This is a genomic window from Variovorax sp. PvP013 (assembly GCF_050435945.1).
Taxonomy (GTDB): Bacteria; Pseudomonadota; Gammaproteobacteria; order Burkholderiales; family Burkholderiaceae_C; genus Variovorax.
Genome location: NZ_JBNDLF010000020.1, coordinates 1 through 13,454 on the forward strand (window position 1 = coordinate 1; position 13,454 = coordinate 13,454).

12 protein-coding genes are annotated in these 13,454 nt (G+C 63.2%); 5 read left to right on the forward strand and 7 right to left on the reverse strand.

Annotation, left to right across the window (positions count from 1 at the left end):
• Positions 1–756: 756 nt before the first annotated feature.
• From ABID77_RS22385 to qatD, 4 genes are all read left to right on the forward strand, one after another.
• Positions 757–2,634 (forward strand): KAP family P-loop NTPase fold protein, encoded by a 1,878-nt coding sequence (locus ABID77_RS22385; protein ID WP_429600673.1) that lies wholly within the window; start codon positions 757–759, stop codon positions 2,632–2,634.
• A gap of 188 nt (positions 2,635–2,822) precedes the next feature.
• Positions 2,823–3,461, forward strand: coding sequence for a Qat anti-phage system associated protein QatB (gene qatB / locus ABID77_RS22390; RefSeq protein ID WP_429600675.1), 639 nt, complete (start codon positions 2,823–2,825; stop codon positions 3,459–3,461).
• Positions 3,458–4,750 carry a Qat anti-phage system QueC-like protein QatC gene (gene qatC / locus ABID77_RS22395; protein ID WP_429600677.1) on the forward strand — a complete coding sequence of 431 codons (1,293 nt, stop codon included), beginning with the start codon at positions 3,458–3,460 and terminating at the stop codon, positions 4,748–4,750. Before qatB ends, qatC begins: the two co-directional genes overlap by 4 nt.
• On the forward strand, positions 4,747–5,481 hold the full coding sequence (gene qatD / locus ABID77_RS22400) for a Qat anti-phage system TatD family nuclease QatD (protein WP_429600678.1): 735 nt from the start codon (positions 4,747–4,749) through the stop codon (positions 5,479–5,481). The genes qatC and qatD overlap by 4 nt, the downstream gene beginning before the upstream one ends.
• A 344-nt stretch (positions 5,482–5,825) precedes the next feature.
• On the opposite strand, the gene rraA is transcribed toward qatD, so the two are convergent.
• The 5 genes from rraA to ABID77_RS22425 form a co-directional block, all read right to left on the reverse strand.
• Positions 5,826–6,326, reverse strand: a complete 501-nt coding sequence (gene rraA, locus ABID77_RS22405) for a ribonuclease E activity regulator RraA (RefSeq protein ID WP_429600680.1) — start codon at positions 6,324–6,326, stop codon at positions 5,826–5,828.
• Positions 6,327–6,339: 13 nt separating this feature from the next.
• The gene (locus ABID77_RS22410) at positions 6,340–7,323 is read right to left on the reverse strand and encodes a Bug family tripartite tricarboxylate transporter substrate binding protein (protein WP_429600682.1); all 984 of its coding nucleotides are present in this window, start codon (positions 7,321–7,323) and stop codon (positions 6,340–6,342) included.
• Positions 7,320–9,341, reverse strand: a complete 2,022-nt coding sequence (locus tag ABID77_RS22415; protein WP_429600684.1) for an aconitase family protein — start codon at positions 9,339–9,341, stop codon at positions 7,320–7,322. Before ABID77_RS22415 ends, ABID77_RS22410 begins: the two co-directional genes overlap by 4 nt.
• Positions 9,342–9,421: 80 nt before the next feature.
• Complete coding sequence (locus ABID77_RS22420; RefSeq protein WP_429600686.1) at positions 9,422–10,321, reverse strand: LysR family transcriptional regulator; 900 nt, start codon at positions 10,319–10,321, stop codon at positions 9,422–9,424.
• A 161-nt stretch (positions 10,322–10,482) separates the two neighbouring features.
• A complete protein-coding gene (locus ABID77_RS22425; RefSeq protein WP_429600687.1) occupies positions 10,483–10,731 on the reverse strand; it encodes a hypothetical protein in 249 nt (82 codons plus the stop codon).
• 141 nt (positions 10,732–10,872) lie between these two features.
• Here ABID77_RS22425 and ABID77_RS22430 point away from each other — a divergent pair, with 141 nt between their 5' ends.
• Positions 10,873–11,220, forward strand: a complete 348-nt coding sequence (locus ABID77_RS22430) for a PRC-barrel domain-containing protein (protein ID WP_429600689.1) — start codon at positions 10,873–10,875, stop codon at positions 11,218–11,220.
• A gap of 234 nt (positions 11,221–11,454) precedes the next feature.
• On the opposite strand, the gene ABID77_RS22435 is transcribed toward ABID77_RS22430, so the two are convergent.
• Both ABID77_RS22435 and ABID77_RS22440 read right to left on the reverse strand, forming a co-directional pair.
• Positions 11,455–12,405: an AEC family transporter gene (locus tag ABID77_RS22435; RefSeq protein WP_429600690.1), complete on the reverse strand. Its 951-nt coding sequence runs from the start codon at positions 12,403–12,405 to the stop codon at positions 11,455–11,457.
• Positions 12,406–12,468: 63 nt separating this feature from the next.
• A complete protein-coding gene (locus tag ABID77_RS22440; RefSeq protein ID WP_429600692.1) occupies positions 12,469–13,314 on the reverse strand; it encodes an NAD(P)-dependent oxidoreductase in 846 nt (281 codons plus the stop codon).
• Between the last annotated feature and the right edge of the window lie 140 nt (positions 13,315–13,454).

Here is a 13,454-nt window from a genome sequence, read left to right on the forward strand (position 1 = left end):
TGCGTTGGCTCATGGGTGGAGGGTCCTGCGATTTACAACGGCTTCAGGCACGCACAAGCTGTGCCCGAGACAACCTATTGATCAGCGTCTCCCTAAGCAGTTGATGATAAGACTGGAGATTGTGATTTATCAACATCGTGATTGGCTTGATGGCTGACCAAAGAAGCCCGCTTTGGGCTCACTGCTGTCATCCAGCAGATTTTTCCAAACGTCCGCTTTGCAGCGATTGCCGCCGGTCACGGTAATGTGGCCGACTCACGCTGACCACCAGCAAGCCGACCTTCGGCACAGTGCCCGGTGCCACCATGACCTTCGCCGAAAGGTGGCACAGCGGCCATCCCGTCGCTACCTCTCCATGTCGCGCCGTGAACGACACGTGCTTGCTAGTGCGGCAGACTCGCCCGCCCCAAAGCGGAGGTAGCCCCAAGGTCTCAAAGCTGCCGTGCACGATGGTGGCCAAGCGAAGGTTCAACATGGCCCTCAAAGCTGCAGCAAGTAGTCCTTGGGACTGAGCAGCACCCAGCTCTCGGCCACAGATCAGTCAAAAGCGACCTCGCCAGTCGGCCGCGCCAGCACGAATGAGGCACCCGATAAGCCCTGTTACAGTTGTTCGGTCAGGCTGGATCGGCCCGCTCAGTTCCTGCTATAGAGCGAGCCACGCGTGCGAGGGGACCAAGAGCTAACGCATCGCGACAACGCGTTCGATGCACCGCATCCGGCCTCCAACGGCAGCGAAGAAATCAGGGAGGAATGGAGATGTGGCACGACATCGAGGCCGAGGTTGACCTGCTGAACTTTGGCTTGGTCGCCAACGCGGCCGCAACCCTCATACGGGATGCTGGGGATACGCCTTTGACCATTGGAATCTCCGGTGGATGGGGCGCTGGCAAGTCAACGCTAGTGAAGCATGTCCGCGCGCACCTCGAGGCGGGAACCAAGAAGGATGGCGAGGAATCCTCGCACATCCTGATGGAGTTCAACGCATGGCTGTATCAAGGCTACGAGGACGCGCGCCAGGCGCTTCTTCAGGCGGTATCCGACCGCTTGGTTGAGGAAGCTAAGAAGCGCAAAACTTTTCTTGACAAGGCGCTGGACTTCGCGAAGAGAGTCAAGCTTCTCAAGGTTGGTCGACTTGCTGCGCCGGTCATCGCACACGTCGCGGTCGGAACCGTAGCTGCGGGCCCACTGGGAACGCTCTTCGGCGCCGTCAGTGGCTTGGTTCAGGGCCTGAGCGACGAACAGAAGCGCGCTGAAAACCTCAAAGCTGTGCAGGAGGCGTACTCAGAGCTGAGCCCCGAACTCAAGGACATCATCGGCGAGAAGAAGGAAACCTCTCTGCCCAAGGAGATTGAGGGCCTCCGCCAGGCCTTCGAGGAGCTGTTGGAGAAGCTCGACGTGCACCTGGTGGTCTTTGTCGACGACCTCGACCGATGCCTTCCGACCACAGCGATCAGCACGCTGGAGGCAATGCGATTGCTTCTTCACGTCAAGAGAACTGCCTTCCTCATCGCCGCCGACGAAAGCATGATTCGCGGGGCAGTCCGAGCTCACTTCAAAGGCGTAGAAATCGAGGAGGGTCTGGTCACCAGCTACTTCGACAAGCTCATTCAGATTCCCTTGCGCGTGCCGCGGCTCGGTGTGAACGAAGTCAAGGCCTATCTGGCGTTGCTCTTGACTGACTTGGCTGTTCGGCAGGGGCGAATGTCGAAGGAGGTCCAGGCGAGCGGCCAAGCTGAGGTTCTTGCGCGCCTCAGAAAGTCCTGGGAAGCAGGCATTTCACGAGAGTTCCTCGATGAGGCGTTCGCGGCTGCCAAGGCGGCTGTGGCCAGAGAGCTCGACATCGCGGATCAACTTGCGCCGTTGCTTGTGACCTCGGCCGAAATCGCGGGCAACCCGCGTCTCATAAAGCGCTTTCTCAACAACCTGATGATTCGGCAAACTGTCGCCGCTGCGATGGACATGCCTCTGGCGCTGCAGGAGTTGGTGAAGCTTCAACTGTTCGAACGGTGTGCTTCAAGCGCTGCCTTCGAATTCTTGGCCAAGTCGGTCGCGTCAAGCGCTGATGGCAAGGCGACGTTCCTCGCTAGCGTAGAGAAGGCGGCCCAGGCCGCAGAGAAGTACGAGCCGCCGCATCCGTCCTGGACTGGTGACTTCTATGAGCAGTGGATCAGGCTGAATCCACAGCTCGCGACAAAAGACCTACGGCCCATCCTTCATCTCAGCCGAGACCGCAGCTTGGGTCTGGCGGCCTACGACGAGTTGTCCGCAGAAGCTAAGAAGCTGCTGGAGGCCACCATGGAGGCAACCGAGGTGTCGAAGCTGCTTGTGCCTAGATTGGCGGCCCTTGGCGAGGGAGATGTGTCACGAATCCTGAACCGGGCGGTGCGCAAGGCGCGAGAGGACCAGTGGCAGGAGGAAGACATCGTTCGATGTCTGAACTGCACTGACGCTCATCAGCAGCTGGGAGCTCAACTCGCATCGGTGTTCGCCGAGATTCCGGGCAACAAGCGCCATGTGGCACTGATGCCGTTGCTTCGGCAGAGGGATTGGGCTCGGGCCCTGCTTAGCAACTGGGCGGAGGACTCCGAGACGTTGGCCAAGTCGCGCCAGTACCTCCAGAAGGGAGTGAAGTAATGGGCACGTCCACCTCAAGTGCAGGACCAGGGTCTGGCGTGAGCCTTGATCCACCGTGGCTCGATGACGTTGCCGGGGCGGTTGGCGGCGGAGGGTCGGTTCCCCCCGGGGACGCGGAACCCGCAGTTTCACCTCCGGGTGCAGCTGGTGTCGCGCCACCGGCCCGCTATGGGGACGCCCGTCGGGAGATGGGCAAGTTCCTCAGGAACGGTGACTCACAGCACCTTCGCAAGGCCTTGGGGCACTACTCGCGGCGCGGAAGTGGCGGAGCGCAGGCTGCGTCGAGCCGGATGCGCGCCTCCACTCGAGCCGGGTCGTCGCTTTTCTCATTCCTGAAGGCGGCAAGCCAAGGCGTGTCCAGCGAAGCTCGCCAGTGGGTTGAGAACCTACAAGCCACTAATCCGTCGGCTGAAGACGTGGTGGACGCCATCGTCCGTGAGTTGGCGCCGGCAGGTGGAAGCCCTGACGAAGAGTCATTCCGTGACGCTATGGCGCTTGCGCTGCACGAGCTACTGAGGGACGACACCAGCGTAGACCCCTTGGCCATGAACGTCAGCGACATTTGGGAGCTGATGAAGGGGTACCTGGCCATCGAAGCCGCCAATCGTCTGTGTTTCGACTTGGGGCCCATCTTCGAGAGCGCTCAGATTGACCCAACAACTGTCGTGATTCGTGAGCGAGAGATGAGGCGCTTCCTCAAGAACGAGATTGGTCTGCACATAGACATGTTGAAAGGCACGGTTGCGAACCCAACGCGGAACCAGCTCGACGCGATTCTTCAGGAGGCGTTGAAGATGACGTTCGAGCTCTTCGAGGCGGACCTATGACCAAGGTTTTTTGTGCACCCAAGGACGCCATCCCCGAGGATCGTTCCGCCGATGTCACGTACTTCTCGATGTACGGGCACGATGGACTCCCGGACGTCAGCATCGTGGGCGCTTCGCTCATACAGGACATCAAGCGCGCAGGTGTCGAACCTGGTGTAGCAAGTTGGGACTTCCTCACCCTTGCCCTTGCTGTCAACGCCGCTGACCACGCCGTAGAACGCAGCCCGTCGGCCGATGGCTGGACGCGTGTAATTGAACTGGAAGTGGTTCTATACGAGCCCGCACCGTTCGCGGAGCTGACGGACGACATCGAGCAGACGCTACGATTTTTGACCGGCGACTTCTGGCACATCAGCTTTCTGGAGGGAGGCTACCCGCCGCCGATTCCCAAGCATCGCGTGGTCCATGACGCGGACTGCGTGTCGCTTCTTTCCGGTGGGTTGGACAGTCTGGTTGGGGCGCTCGACCTGACCGCGGGTAGGCGTTCCCCCATCTTCGTCTCACACATTGCCAAGGGTGACTCGGAAACTCAAGTCCTCTACGCGCGAACACTCGGCGGTGGTGATCGCCATCTTCAGTGGAATCAGAACATCTGGCTAAAACCGCAACGCGATGGAGAAGGTTCCACGCGTGGCAGGTCTATCGTGTTCTTCGCATTCGCAGCGCTCGCGGCTGACAGCCACGCCGACGCCACTGGCAGTAACGCGGTCGATGTGGTCGTTCCGGAGAACGGTCTTATCAGCCTGAATGTCCCTCTGAACGCCGGACGTGTAGGCAGCCTGAGTACGAAGACCACCCACCCGGTGTTCATGCGTCGACTTCAGGGCATCTGGTCGCGCCTAGGCATCCCAGCCAGCCTTCAATTGCCGTATGCAGCGCTGACGAAGGCGGAAATGATGGAGCGCTGCCTTGATAGGCCTCGCCTTTCCGAGCTGGCAGGGCAGTCGACGAGTTGCGGTCGGTATGCGGTGTATGGGTTGCAACATTGTGGTCGCTGCGTCCCTTGCCTTGTACGAAGGTCAGCCTTCTTATGTTCGGGCATTGCCGACACAACCCCTAAGGCCTACCACTTCACCGATCTGAAAGCCGCTCAAGCTGAACGTGGCGCCAACGATGTGGCCGCTGTCGCGGCTGCCGTGATGAAGGTTGAGGAGAGCGGCGTGCGCGCCTTCACTGCGGGACAGTTTGCTGCTTTCGCGAGCCCCATCGAGCGCGTAGCGTTCGAAGGCGTTGTTGAGCGTGGGCTGGCCGAACTAGGCCGCCTTCTTCGCGATCACAAAGTCCTGTGATTGACTTCCACTCCCATCTCGACCTGTACCAGAACGGGCTAGTGCTGGCGCGCGAGACCAACACACGCAACAAGTTCACGTTGGTTGTCACTACCAGTCCGAGAGCCTATGTGGCCACCTCGCGCGTGTTCGCAGGACTAGAGAACATCAAGGTCGGCCTTGGACTGCACCCGGAGGTCGCGTCGGCCAAGGCCATGGAGCTCGGTCAGCTCGTCGGCAGTATTGCGAACGCACGGTTCATCGGCGAGATTGGACTGGATGGCTCGATGCGATTTCGGGCGAGCCTTGCTTTGCAGGAACGCATCTTTCGAGCAGCTCTTGCTGAGTGCTCGAGACAAGGGGGGCGAGTCATCAGCGTTCACTCCCGCGGAGCGGCTGGACGGACGGTAGAACTCCTTGCTCAAGCCGGCTCGGTTGGCTTGCCTGTCCTTCACTGGTTCTCAGGCGGACTTACGGAACTCCAAGCGGCGATAAGGTTGGGATGCTGGTTTAGCGTAGGGCCGGCGATGTTGGCTGGCGAAAAGGGGCGGGGTCTAGCGGCAAGGATGCCGATTGACAGGGTGCTGCCTGAGACCGACGGTCCCTTTACGTTAGATGGTTCAGCGCCTTTAAAACCTTGGGACGCATGGAAGGTGTGCAGCGAGCTGGCGGAGGTTTGGTCCATGTCTACCGCAGGAGTCGAGGACCAGTTGACGGCCAACTTAAATCGGTTACTCGTTAACCACGCTTGAAATCGCACCGCGAGTAGTTTTCAGACTATCAACGGCCGGTTGGGTGCCTGCGTCATTCGCAACCACGCCCGCGCTCATGGACATCCGCCGTGTTGATGATCGTTCGACCGGTTTCGGCTTGAGCCGACGTTCACCTGCTAACACTGAGCGGCTGCAGACAGTCTGAAGCGGTCTAGTCGGTTTGGGGCGTTGAAAGACCGCTTCTGGCCGGTAGCGGTCATGATCTGTGATTTATCAACAGATTTAGTCGACGCAAATCGATCCTTTGCAGCTTTGAGCCGCTCTTCAAAACAATCTGCAGAGACGATCAACCTCGCCTTTATCGATTGGACAACTTGCCGTGCTTACTCAGTGCCGCTCATTTCAGTGTCCTGAGCCATGCCCGTCGTCACGACAACCACGCCATCAGCGTCCATGGCGACGAAGTCGCCGGGCGTGAACATGACATTCTGAATCGTCAACATGCGCCCTTGAGCTTCAGCGAATAGTTCCGTTGCACGCGCCGGCGAAGTCCCGAGCGCGAAGACGGCGAAATCCAGCCTTCGCAACGCTTCGGCATCGCGGACCACGCCGTGGACTAGCACACCCGCCCAGCCGTTGGCCAGTCCCAGGGTCGCCATGCGGTCACCCAGGACCGCCACGTCCAGGGAGCCGCCCGCATCCACCACCAAGATGCGGCCCTCGCCGGGTTGTGCGAGCCGCAGCCGGATCGGTTGGGCATCCTTGAAGGTGCGCACCGTCGCGATCGCGCCAGCCACGCTACGGCGTCCCCCGTAAAGACGCCAGGGTCCCGGGCAGACGCGCGCTGCGGCGCCCGCGCGGTCGCAGAGGTCGGCGGTGGTCATGCGCGTCCCCGGCTCAGTCCAGCGTGGCGCCGGACTGCCGGACGAGCTTCTGGTGCTTCGCCAGTTCGGCCTGCAGGAAGGCGGGGGCTGCCTCAGGGCCGGTATCGAGCACCATGAGGCCCTGGCCTGAGATGGCCGACTGGGCCTCAACGGAACCCAGGGCGGCCTTGATCGCCGCGGCGTAATCGTCCACGAGGGCCTTGGGCAGTCCTGCGGGGCCGATCAGTGCGATCCAGGCGTCGAAACCATAGCGCGGCGCGCCGGCTTCAGCCATGGTCGGCACGTCGGGCAGGGCGGCCGAACGCCGGGTCGTCGAGACCGCCAGCGCCCGCAGGGCGCCGGACTTCACGTGCGGCGCTACCTGCGATACCGAGACGAAGCCGAGTTGCACCTGGCCGCCGATCAGGTCGGTGACGAGCGGTCCCGTGCCACGATAGGGCACGTGCTTCATGTCGATGCCGGTCTCGCTCACCATCAGCTCGCCGGCTAGGTGCAGCGTGCTGCCGTTGCCGGCGGAGCCGTAGTTCAGCGTCCCGGGCTTGGCCCTGGCGAGCGCGATCAGATCCTGCAGGCTCTTCGCCGGCACCGCCGGGTTCACCACCAGCACCAGGGGCACCGTGGCCAACACGGCGATGGGCGTGATGTCCTTGAGGCTGTCGTAGGGAACGCTCTTGTAGATTCCGGGATTGATGACGTGGTTCGACGAGATCATGCCCAACGTGAGGCCGTCCCTGGGCGCCTTCACGATTTGCGCCGTGCCGAGGATGCCGCCCGCGCCCACGAGGTTCTCTATCACCACCGGGTGGCCCGTTGCGCGGCCGAAACCCGGAGCCAGCGCCCGCGCCACGGCGTCGACCGTGGAGCCCGCCGCCAGCGGCACGATCATTCGGATGGGCTTGTCGGCGGCCGCGGACTGCGCCGTCGCGCCGACCGAGGCTGCCAGCAGCGCCGCGCCGATCAGCGACGACAGCGCGCGCCGGATGTTCGAAGGGTTCAAGGGGTGTCTCCTGTTGTGGGATGTGTGTGCCGGCGCTGCAGCGCCTCGAACGAAAGCAGTTCACCGGCGATCGCGCTGGCCGCTACGGTGGGCGGACTCGCGAGCCAGACCTGGCCCGGCCCGCCACGGCCTGGAAAGTTGCGGTTGATCGCGCTCACGGTGATCTGCCCCGCCGCCACCGAACCCCCGGGTCCGCAGTTGCCGCAGGCCCCGCACGAGGGCTGCAGGATGCGCGCGCCGACGCGCTCGAAGGCTTCGAGGTAGCCGGAGGCGATGCAATGGTCCCGCACCGCGGTCGTACCGAACTGCAGGTACAGCTGCACCCCCGGCGCCACGCGCAGGCCGCGATCGGCGGCCCAGCGCAGCACGTCGTGGTAGTGGTCGAAGTCTTCGCGCTTGCCGGCCGTGCAGGAGCCGCCGTAGGCGATGTCGATGCGCACCGGTGCGGGCACCTGCGACAGCGGCATCCCGTTGCCCGGGTCGCCCGGCGACGCCACCATGGGCGGCACGGCCGCACAGTCGACGGTGATCGTCCCGGCGTAGATTGCCCGCTCGTCGCTGTGCATCCAGGGCTCGATCGCGACGTCGATGCCGCGCCGCTCGCGCAGGAAGCGCACCGTCTCCGCATCGGGGGCGACGATGCCGGTGAAGCCGCCGAGCTCGGCGGTCATATTGGTGAGCGTCGCGCGCTCGTCGGTGGTCAGGCCGGCGATCGCCGGACCCGTGAATTCGAACACTTTGCCCACGCCGCCGCCGGCGCGGATGAACGGCCGGGCCAGGAGGTGCAGCACGATGTCCTTGGCCGTCACGCCCGGCGCGGGTCGGCCCTCGAGCAGGATGCGCAGCGACTGCGGCACCGTCAGCCGCACCGCACCCGTGATCATGGCGTTGGCCATGTCGGTGGTGCCGACGCCGAAAGCCACGCAGCCGAGCGCGCCGCTGTGGGGCGTGTGCGAATCGGTCCCGACCACCACCTGGCCCGGCAGGGCGTAATGCTCGGCCATCATGGCGTGCGAGATGCCCGCGACGTTGCGGCCGTCGTCGGCGGCGGCCTCCGTCTCGGTCAGGGTGCGGTGGCTGCGCAGCCCGTACGCCGCCACGAAGTCACGCTGCGCCCGCACCATGCGGTGCACGTTGGGCACCAGGCCGCCGCGCAGGTGGGCTGGACTCTCCTCGACGTAGGAGGTGTGGTCCTCGAAGACCACAATCGTCGCCGGATCGTGCAGCGCGAGCGGCCGGCCGAAGGTGGCGTGCAGCATGTGCGCGGCCATGCCGGTGTAGTACTCGTGGATGAAGCGCCAGTGGGCCCGCACGAAGGCGCCGTCGCCCGGCGCCGGGTCGGCCGTGGTGAGTCCGGTGGCCAGCCCGTGGCGCTCGACGATCTTCTCGAACAGCGTGCGCGGCCGGTCGCTGGTCGCGGGGACGCTGCGGATCCGTCGCATGTGGGCTTGGCCGAAGCGCAGCAGCCCGCCGCTACGCAGGATGGCGCCGGCCAATGCGTCACGCCCCGCGACCAGCTCGTTAAGCGCGATCGCCTCGCCCGCGGCGATCCGATCGATCAGGCCGAAGTCGGTGGACGTGAAGAGACCGATGTTGTCGGCGTTCTGGCGGTAGATTCGTTCGAAGCTCTCGGCGATGACCAGGCGGACCCCGGCAAGCTTCTCAGCCGCTGGGCTGTGTTCGCGCGACGAGCCCTTGCCATAGCGCTTGCCAGCGACCACCACCTCGACGCCCGAGGCGCGGATCGCACCGACCCCGACAGGCGTCTCGCCCGCGGCTTCGAAACCCGAGTACGGATAACGGCCGAGCGCGTCGTCGTAGTGGGTCAGGATGGCGATCGGTGTGATCTCGTCGGTCGAGACGTCGTCGCGCAAGGGGAGGGCGTCACCCAAAAAAACGGTCCGGCCGGACAGGACCTCACGGATCGCGTCGGGCGACTGGCTGAGGAAAAGGATGCGGGGCACGAATCGCATCGCCAGGTCGTCGGCAGGTTCGTCGGCGGGCGCGAGGGCTGTCATGCCCGGATGGTCGTGGCCAAGGCCGACCGCGCCAAGCGCCAAGACGGCATAGGGGCTCTCGCAAGTCGCGAGATCCTCGTTTACCCGCGCAGCGCTTCGATCAACGCCTGCACGACCCGTGGCTGCGGATTGCGGCGCAGTGCGTAGAGCTGCAGGCTGCGCGCGGCCCAGGGCTCGTCCAGCGGCCGACGCACGAAACGGGGGTTGCCGGCGTAGGCCGCGGCGGCGCTGCGCGGAATGACGGCGATGCCCAGACCGGCCTCGACCATCCGGCACACGGCGTCGAAGCTGCTCACCCAGACCGTGGGCGCGAAATGCATCCGCATCGCCTCGGCACGCTCGTGCAAGGTGCGGTCCAGAGCGCCGCCCTGGTGGACACCAATGACCGGGTGCGCCAGCGCCCGGGCGAAGCCGATCGTCCGCACTGCTTCCAGGACGTGACCGAGCGGCAGCACCACCTGCAGCGGGTCGTCGGCGAAATGCCACGCGTCAAGGCTGGAGGCGACGGGCGTCTCGACGCCGACGCCAACGTCGGCGCGGTCGTCCAGACAGGCACGGATCACGTCGCGCGTGTCGGCTTCGTGCAGCGACACCTTCACGCCAGGATGCCGGCCTAGGAAGTCCTGCAGCCGTTCGGGCAGGAAGCCGATCACGGCCGACATGTTGGCGTGCAGCCGGACCGTGCCGCGGATCTCGCCGGCCTCGCTCTGCACTTCGCGCAGGAGGGCCTGCAGGTCGTCGTCGAGCTTGGCACCGCGATCGAACACAAGGCGTCCGGCATCGGTGAGCACGACGCCGCGTGGCGAGCGCACCAGCAAGGCGGTGCCAAAGGCGTGCTCCAGGTCGGCCAGGCGCCGGCTCAACGCCGACGCGGCGATGTGTTCCTGCTCGGCGGCGCGCAGGATCGAGCCCGCGCGGGCGGCGGACACGAACAACCGGATGCTGTAGGGATCGATGCGCAAGGTCAGGGTTGACTCCATTCTGCTTCGCACCTTTGTCTCTAATCCAACATGCTTATTTTCTTTGCATTGACCGATAAATGAAGTGTGCTGCCAGTCGAATGAACTGTGATGACTGGGCGCAGCACCTTTAAATGGCTTTACAAAAAGCTACTCGGTGAAATGGCATTATGTGAAAGTTGTCACTTTAAGCCATGGCCAAGCACCCAGATCACGAGACTGCTCATTCCGAACGACAGTACAGTCGCCAACAGAAGCGCCTCCGCACACATTTCCTCGAAACCATACTTCTGAGTCAAGATCGGGTAAATGCTGAGCATCAGCATCAGCATCAGCATCAGCATCAGCATCAGCATCAGCATCAGCATCAGCATCGCGGCAAAGCCGCAGCTGCTGCGCGTAGTTCGGAATCGTCGGGCAACAGCAGCCACACCATGTTACTCATTGCCAGCGGGTGCAGCAGCAGCGTGACATGTATTGGAAAGACCCATTTTTCAAGAGATACTTCATTTTGCTGGGAAGTTTCAATCAACGCCGGTAACCCAGCCTCGTCGGCTCAAGGAGTGATAGACATGGATATCGACGATTCCGCTCGTACCGTCATTTCATCTGCCAAGATTGAAGGAACCGTCGTTTACGACAGCGATGGAAACAAGCTCGGTACGATCGATCACCTCGTGATCGAAAAGAAGTCGGGCAAAGTGCATTACGCTGTGATGGAGTTCGGCGGTTTGCTAGGTGTGGGAACTGATCGGTATCCCATCCCTTGGCACATGCTCCAGTACGAAGCGGCACAAGAAGGATATGTGGTCCCTTTGAACAGAGCCCAGTTGGAAGGGGCACCTCGCTTCTCAGGCGACAACGCGCCTCAATATGACGATGCCTACAACTCAAGCGTGAAAACCTATTACGGTTTTTGATTGTCCGAGTTCGACTTACTGCCATTAATTTCAAGCTCAACCCCAACAGGTGATCTGTACCAAAGAGCGCATTCCAAGCTCATAGCACTGCATCTCCGTCAGGCTCGGGCAACAAGCGGAAATCATCGATCAGACCTAGCAGGGTCATCTGACCCTGCCATCTTCGTTTCTAAAGCTTCTGGGGATCTGCCCGGCGTATGTAATGAACACGGTGAAACTTCAATGATTGCGTTGTCAGAAGTGCCACCCCAGTCCGTAATCGATGACCCACAAGACAAGGCTGATGGTTCCGAACGACAGCACGGTGGCCAGTAACAGCGCCGCCGCACACATCTCCTCGAAACCATACTTCTGCGCCAGGATCGGGTAGATGCTGAGCATTGGCGTGGCAGCGAAGATCACGGCTGCCACACGCAAGTCTGTGTCATCCGGCGGCAGCAGCCACATCATGGTGCCCACCGCCAGCGGATGCAGCAGCAGCTTGCCCAGCGCGATGGAGGTCACGTCGCGCCGCATGCCCTTGGTCTTCAGGCCCACCAGCGTACCGCCGATGACGAACAGCGAGACCGCCGCCGAGGACGTGGCCAGCATGTTGATCGAGCGCGCGAGGAAACCCGTGATCGTGATGCCGGTGAGCGAGACGGCAATGCCGCCGAGAATGGCCAGGATCACCGGGTTGCGCGAGAGCTGGGCGAGCGACTGCAGCAGGATGCGGTGCCACTTGCCCTTGCTCGCATGCCCGCTGTCGGCCATGACCAGCGTCAGCGGGATCATCAGCAGGTTTTCCACCAGCATGCACATCGCCAGCCCCACCGCCGCCGGCGCCGGCCCGGCCACCAGGATCGCGATCGGGTAGCCGATGAAGCCGCTGTTGGAGCTGGAGACGCCCAGTCCGCACAGCGCGCTCAGCGTGAAGCCCTTGCCCTGGCGGCGCCAGGCCCACAGCAGTCCCGCCGTCATCATGAGCAGCGAGCCGACCGCGTAGCCGAGCAGGTAACGGGCGTTGAGCACCTCGCCGACCGGGCGCTGCGACAGCGCGGTGAACACCAGCGCCGGGAGCGCGAAGCGGACCACGTAGGTGCCGAGGACGCGCATGTCGGGCTTGCTGAAGACGAGGTGGCCCGCCGCGAAGCCCAGTGCGATGACGACGTAGATCGGACCGGTGATGGCGAAGGTCTGGAGCATGAGGTGGCGGCCTGCCTTCTGAATCGTCTGGCGGACGCAATATTCAGCCGCCGGCTCCGTCAGTCATTTCCATGTCTCGATGACACGGCTGTCATCGCGCAATCCGAGCCCTTGCCCTGCTGCCTGGATAAAACGAGCGTTGGCGATCTCGAGCAACGGCAACGTCGCACCACAGGCCTGCCCCGCGCTGGCCACCAGCCCACTGTCCTTGACGAAGATGTTGATGCTGCTGGTGACTTCGACATCCGTTCCGGCGACCATGCGCGGACCGCGGTCCGACAGCATCCACGACCCCGCTGCGCCGTGCTCGATCAGCGGCAGCACGGTCGCCGGATCGAGTCCCAGCGAGCGCGCCAGACTGAGGGCCTCGGCCGCGGCGACGATGTGGATTGAGCACAGATGCTGATTGACCACCTTGATGCTCTGGCCATCGCCCAGGCGATCGCCCGTGACGCGCACGGTGCCCATGGCGTCGAGCACCGGCCGAGCCAAAGCCACGTCGTCCGGCACTCCGGCGGCAAAGATCACGAGTGCCCCCGTCCGGGCCCGGGCCACGCCGCCGGTGACGGGTGCATCGACGACGCGTGCGCCCGCACGTACCAGGATCTCACCCTGTTCGCGCACCGACTGCGGGCCGACGGTCGACATGATCACCCAGAGCTGACCCTGCACCGAGCCTTGGACGCGCCCGACCAGATCCGCCAGCTGGTCGGGGGTGGCGACCATGACGACGACGATCTCGGCCGCAGGAGCGGCGCTGAAATCATTCATGGTCCGGATGCCGCTTGCCGTGGCATTGGCAATGACGGTTTCCGACAGGTCGACGCCGGTCACCGAGTGTCCGGCGTGCTGGATCTGCAGGGCCATGGGCAGGCCGATGGCTCCGACGCCGATGAAAGTCACGTTCATAACGGTTCTCCGGATCAGTGGGGAAAGGCAGTCAGAAATGACTCGTCATTCGATGGCCTTGCCCATGTCCTCGACGACCTTCTTGGCGTCGCCGAAGACCATCAGGGTCTTGTCCATGTAGAAGAGCTCGTTGTCCAGGC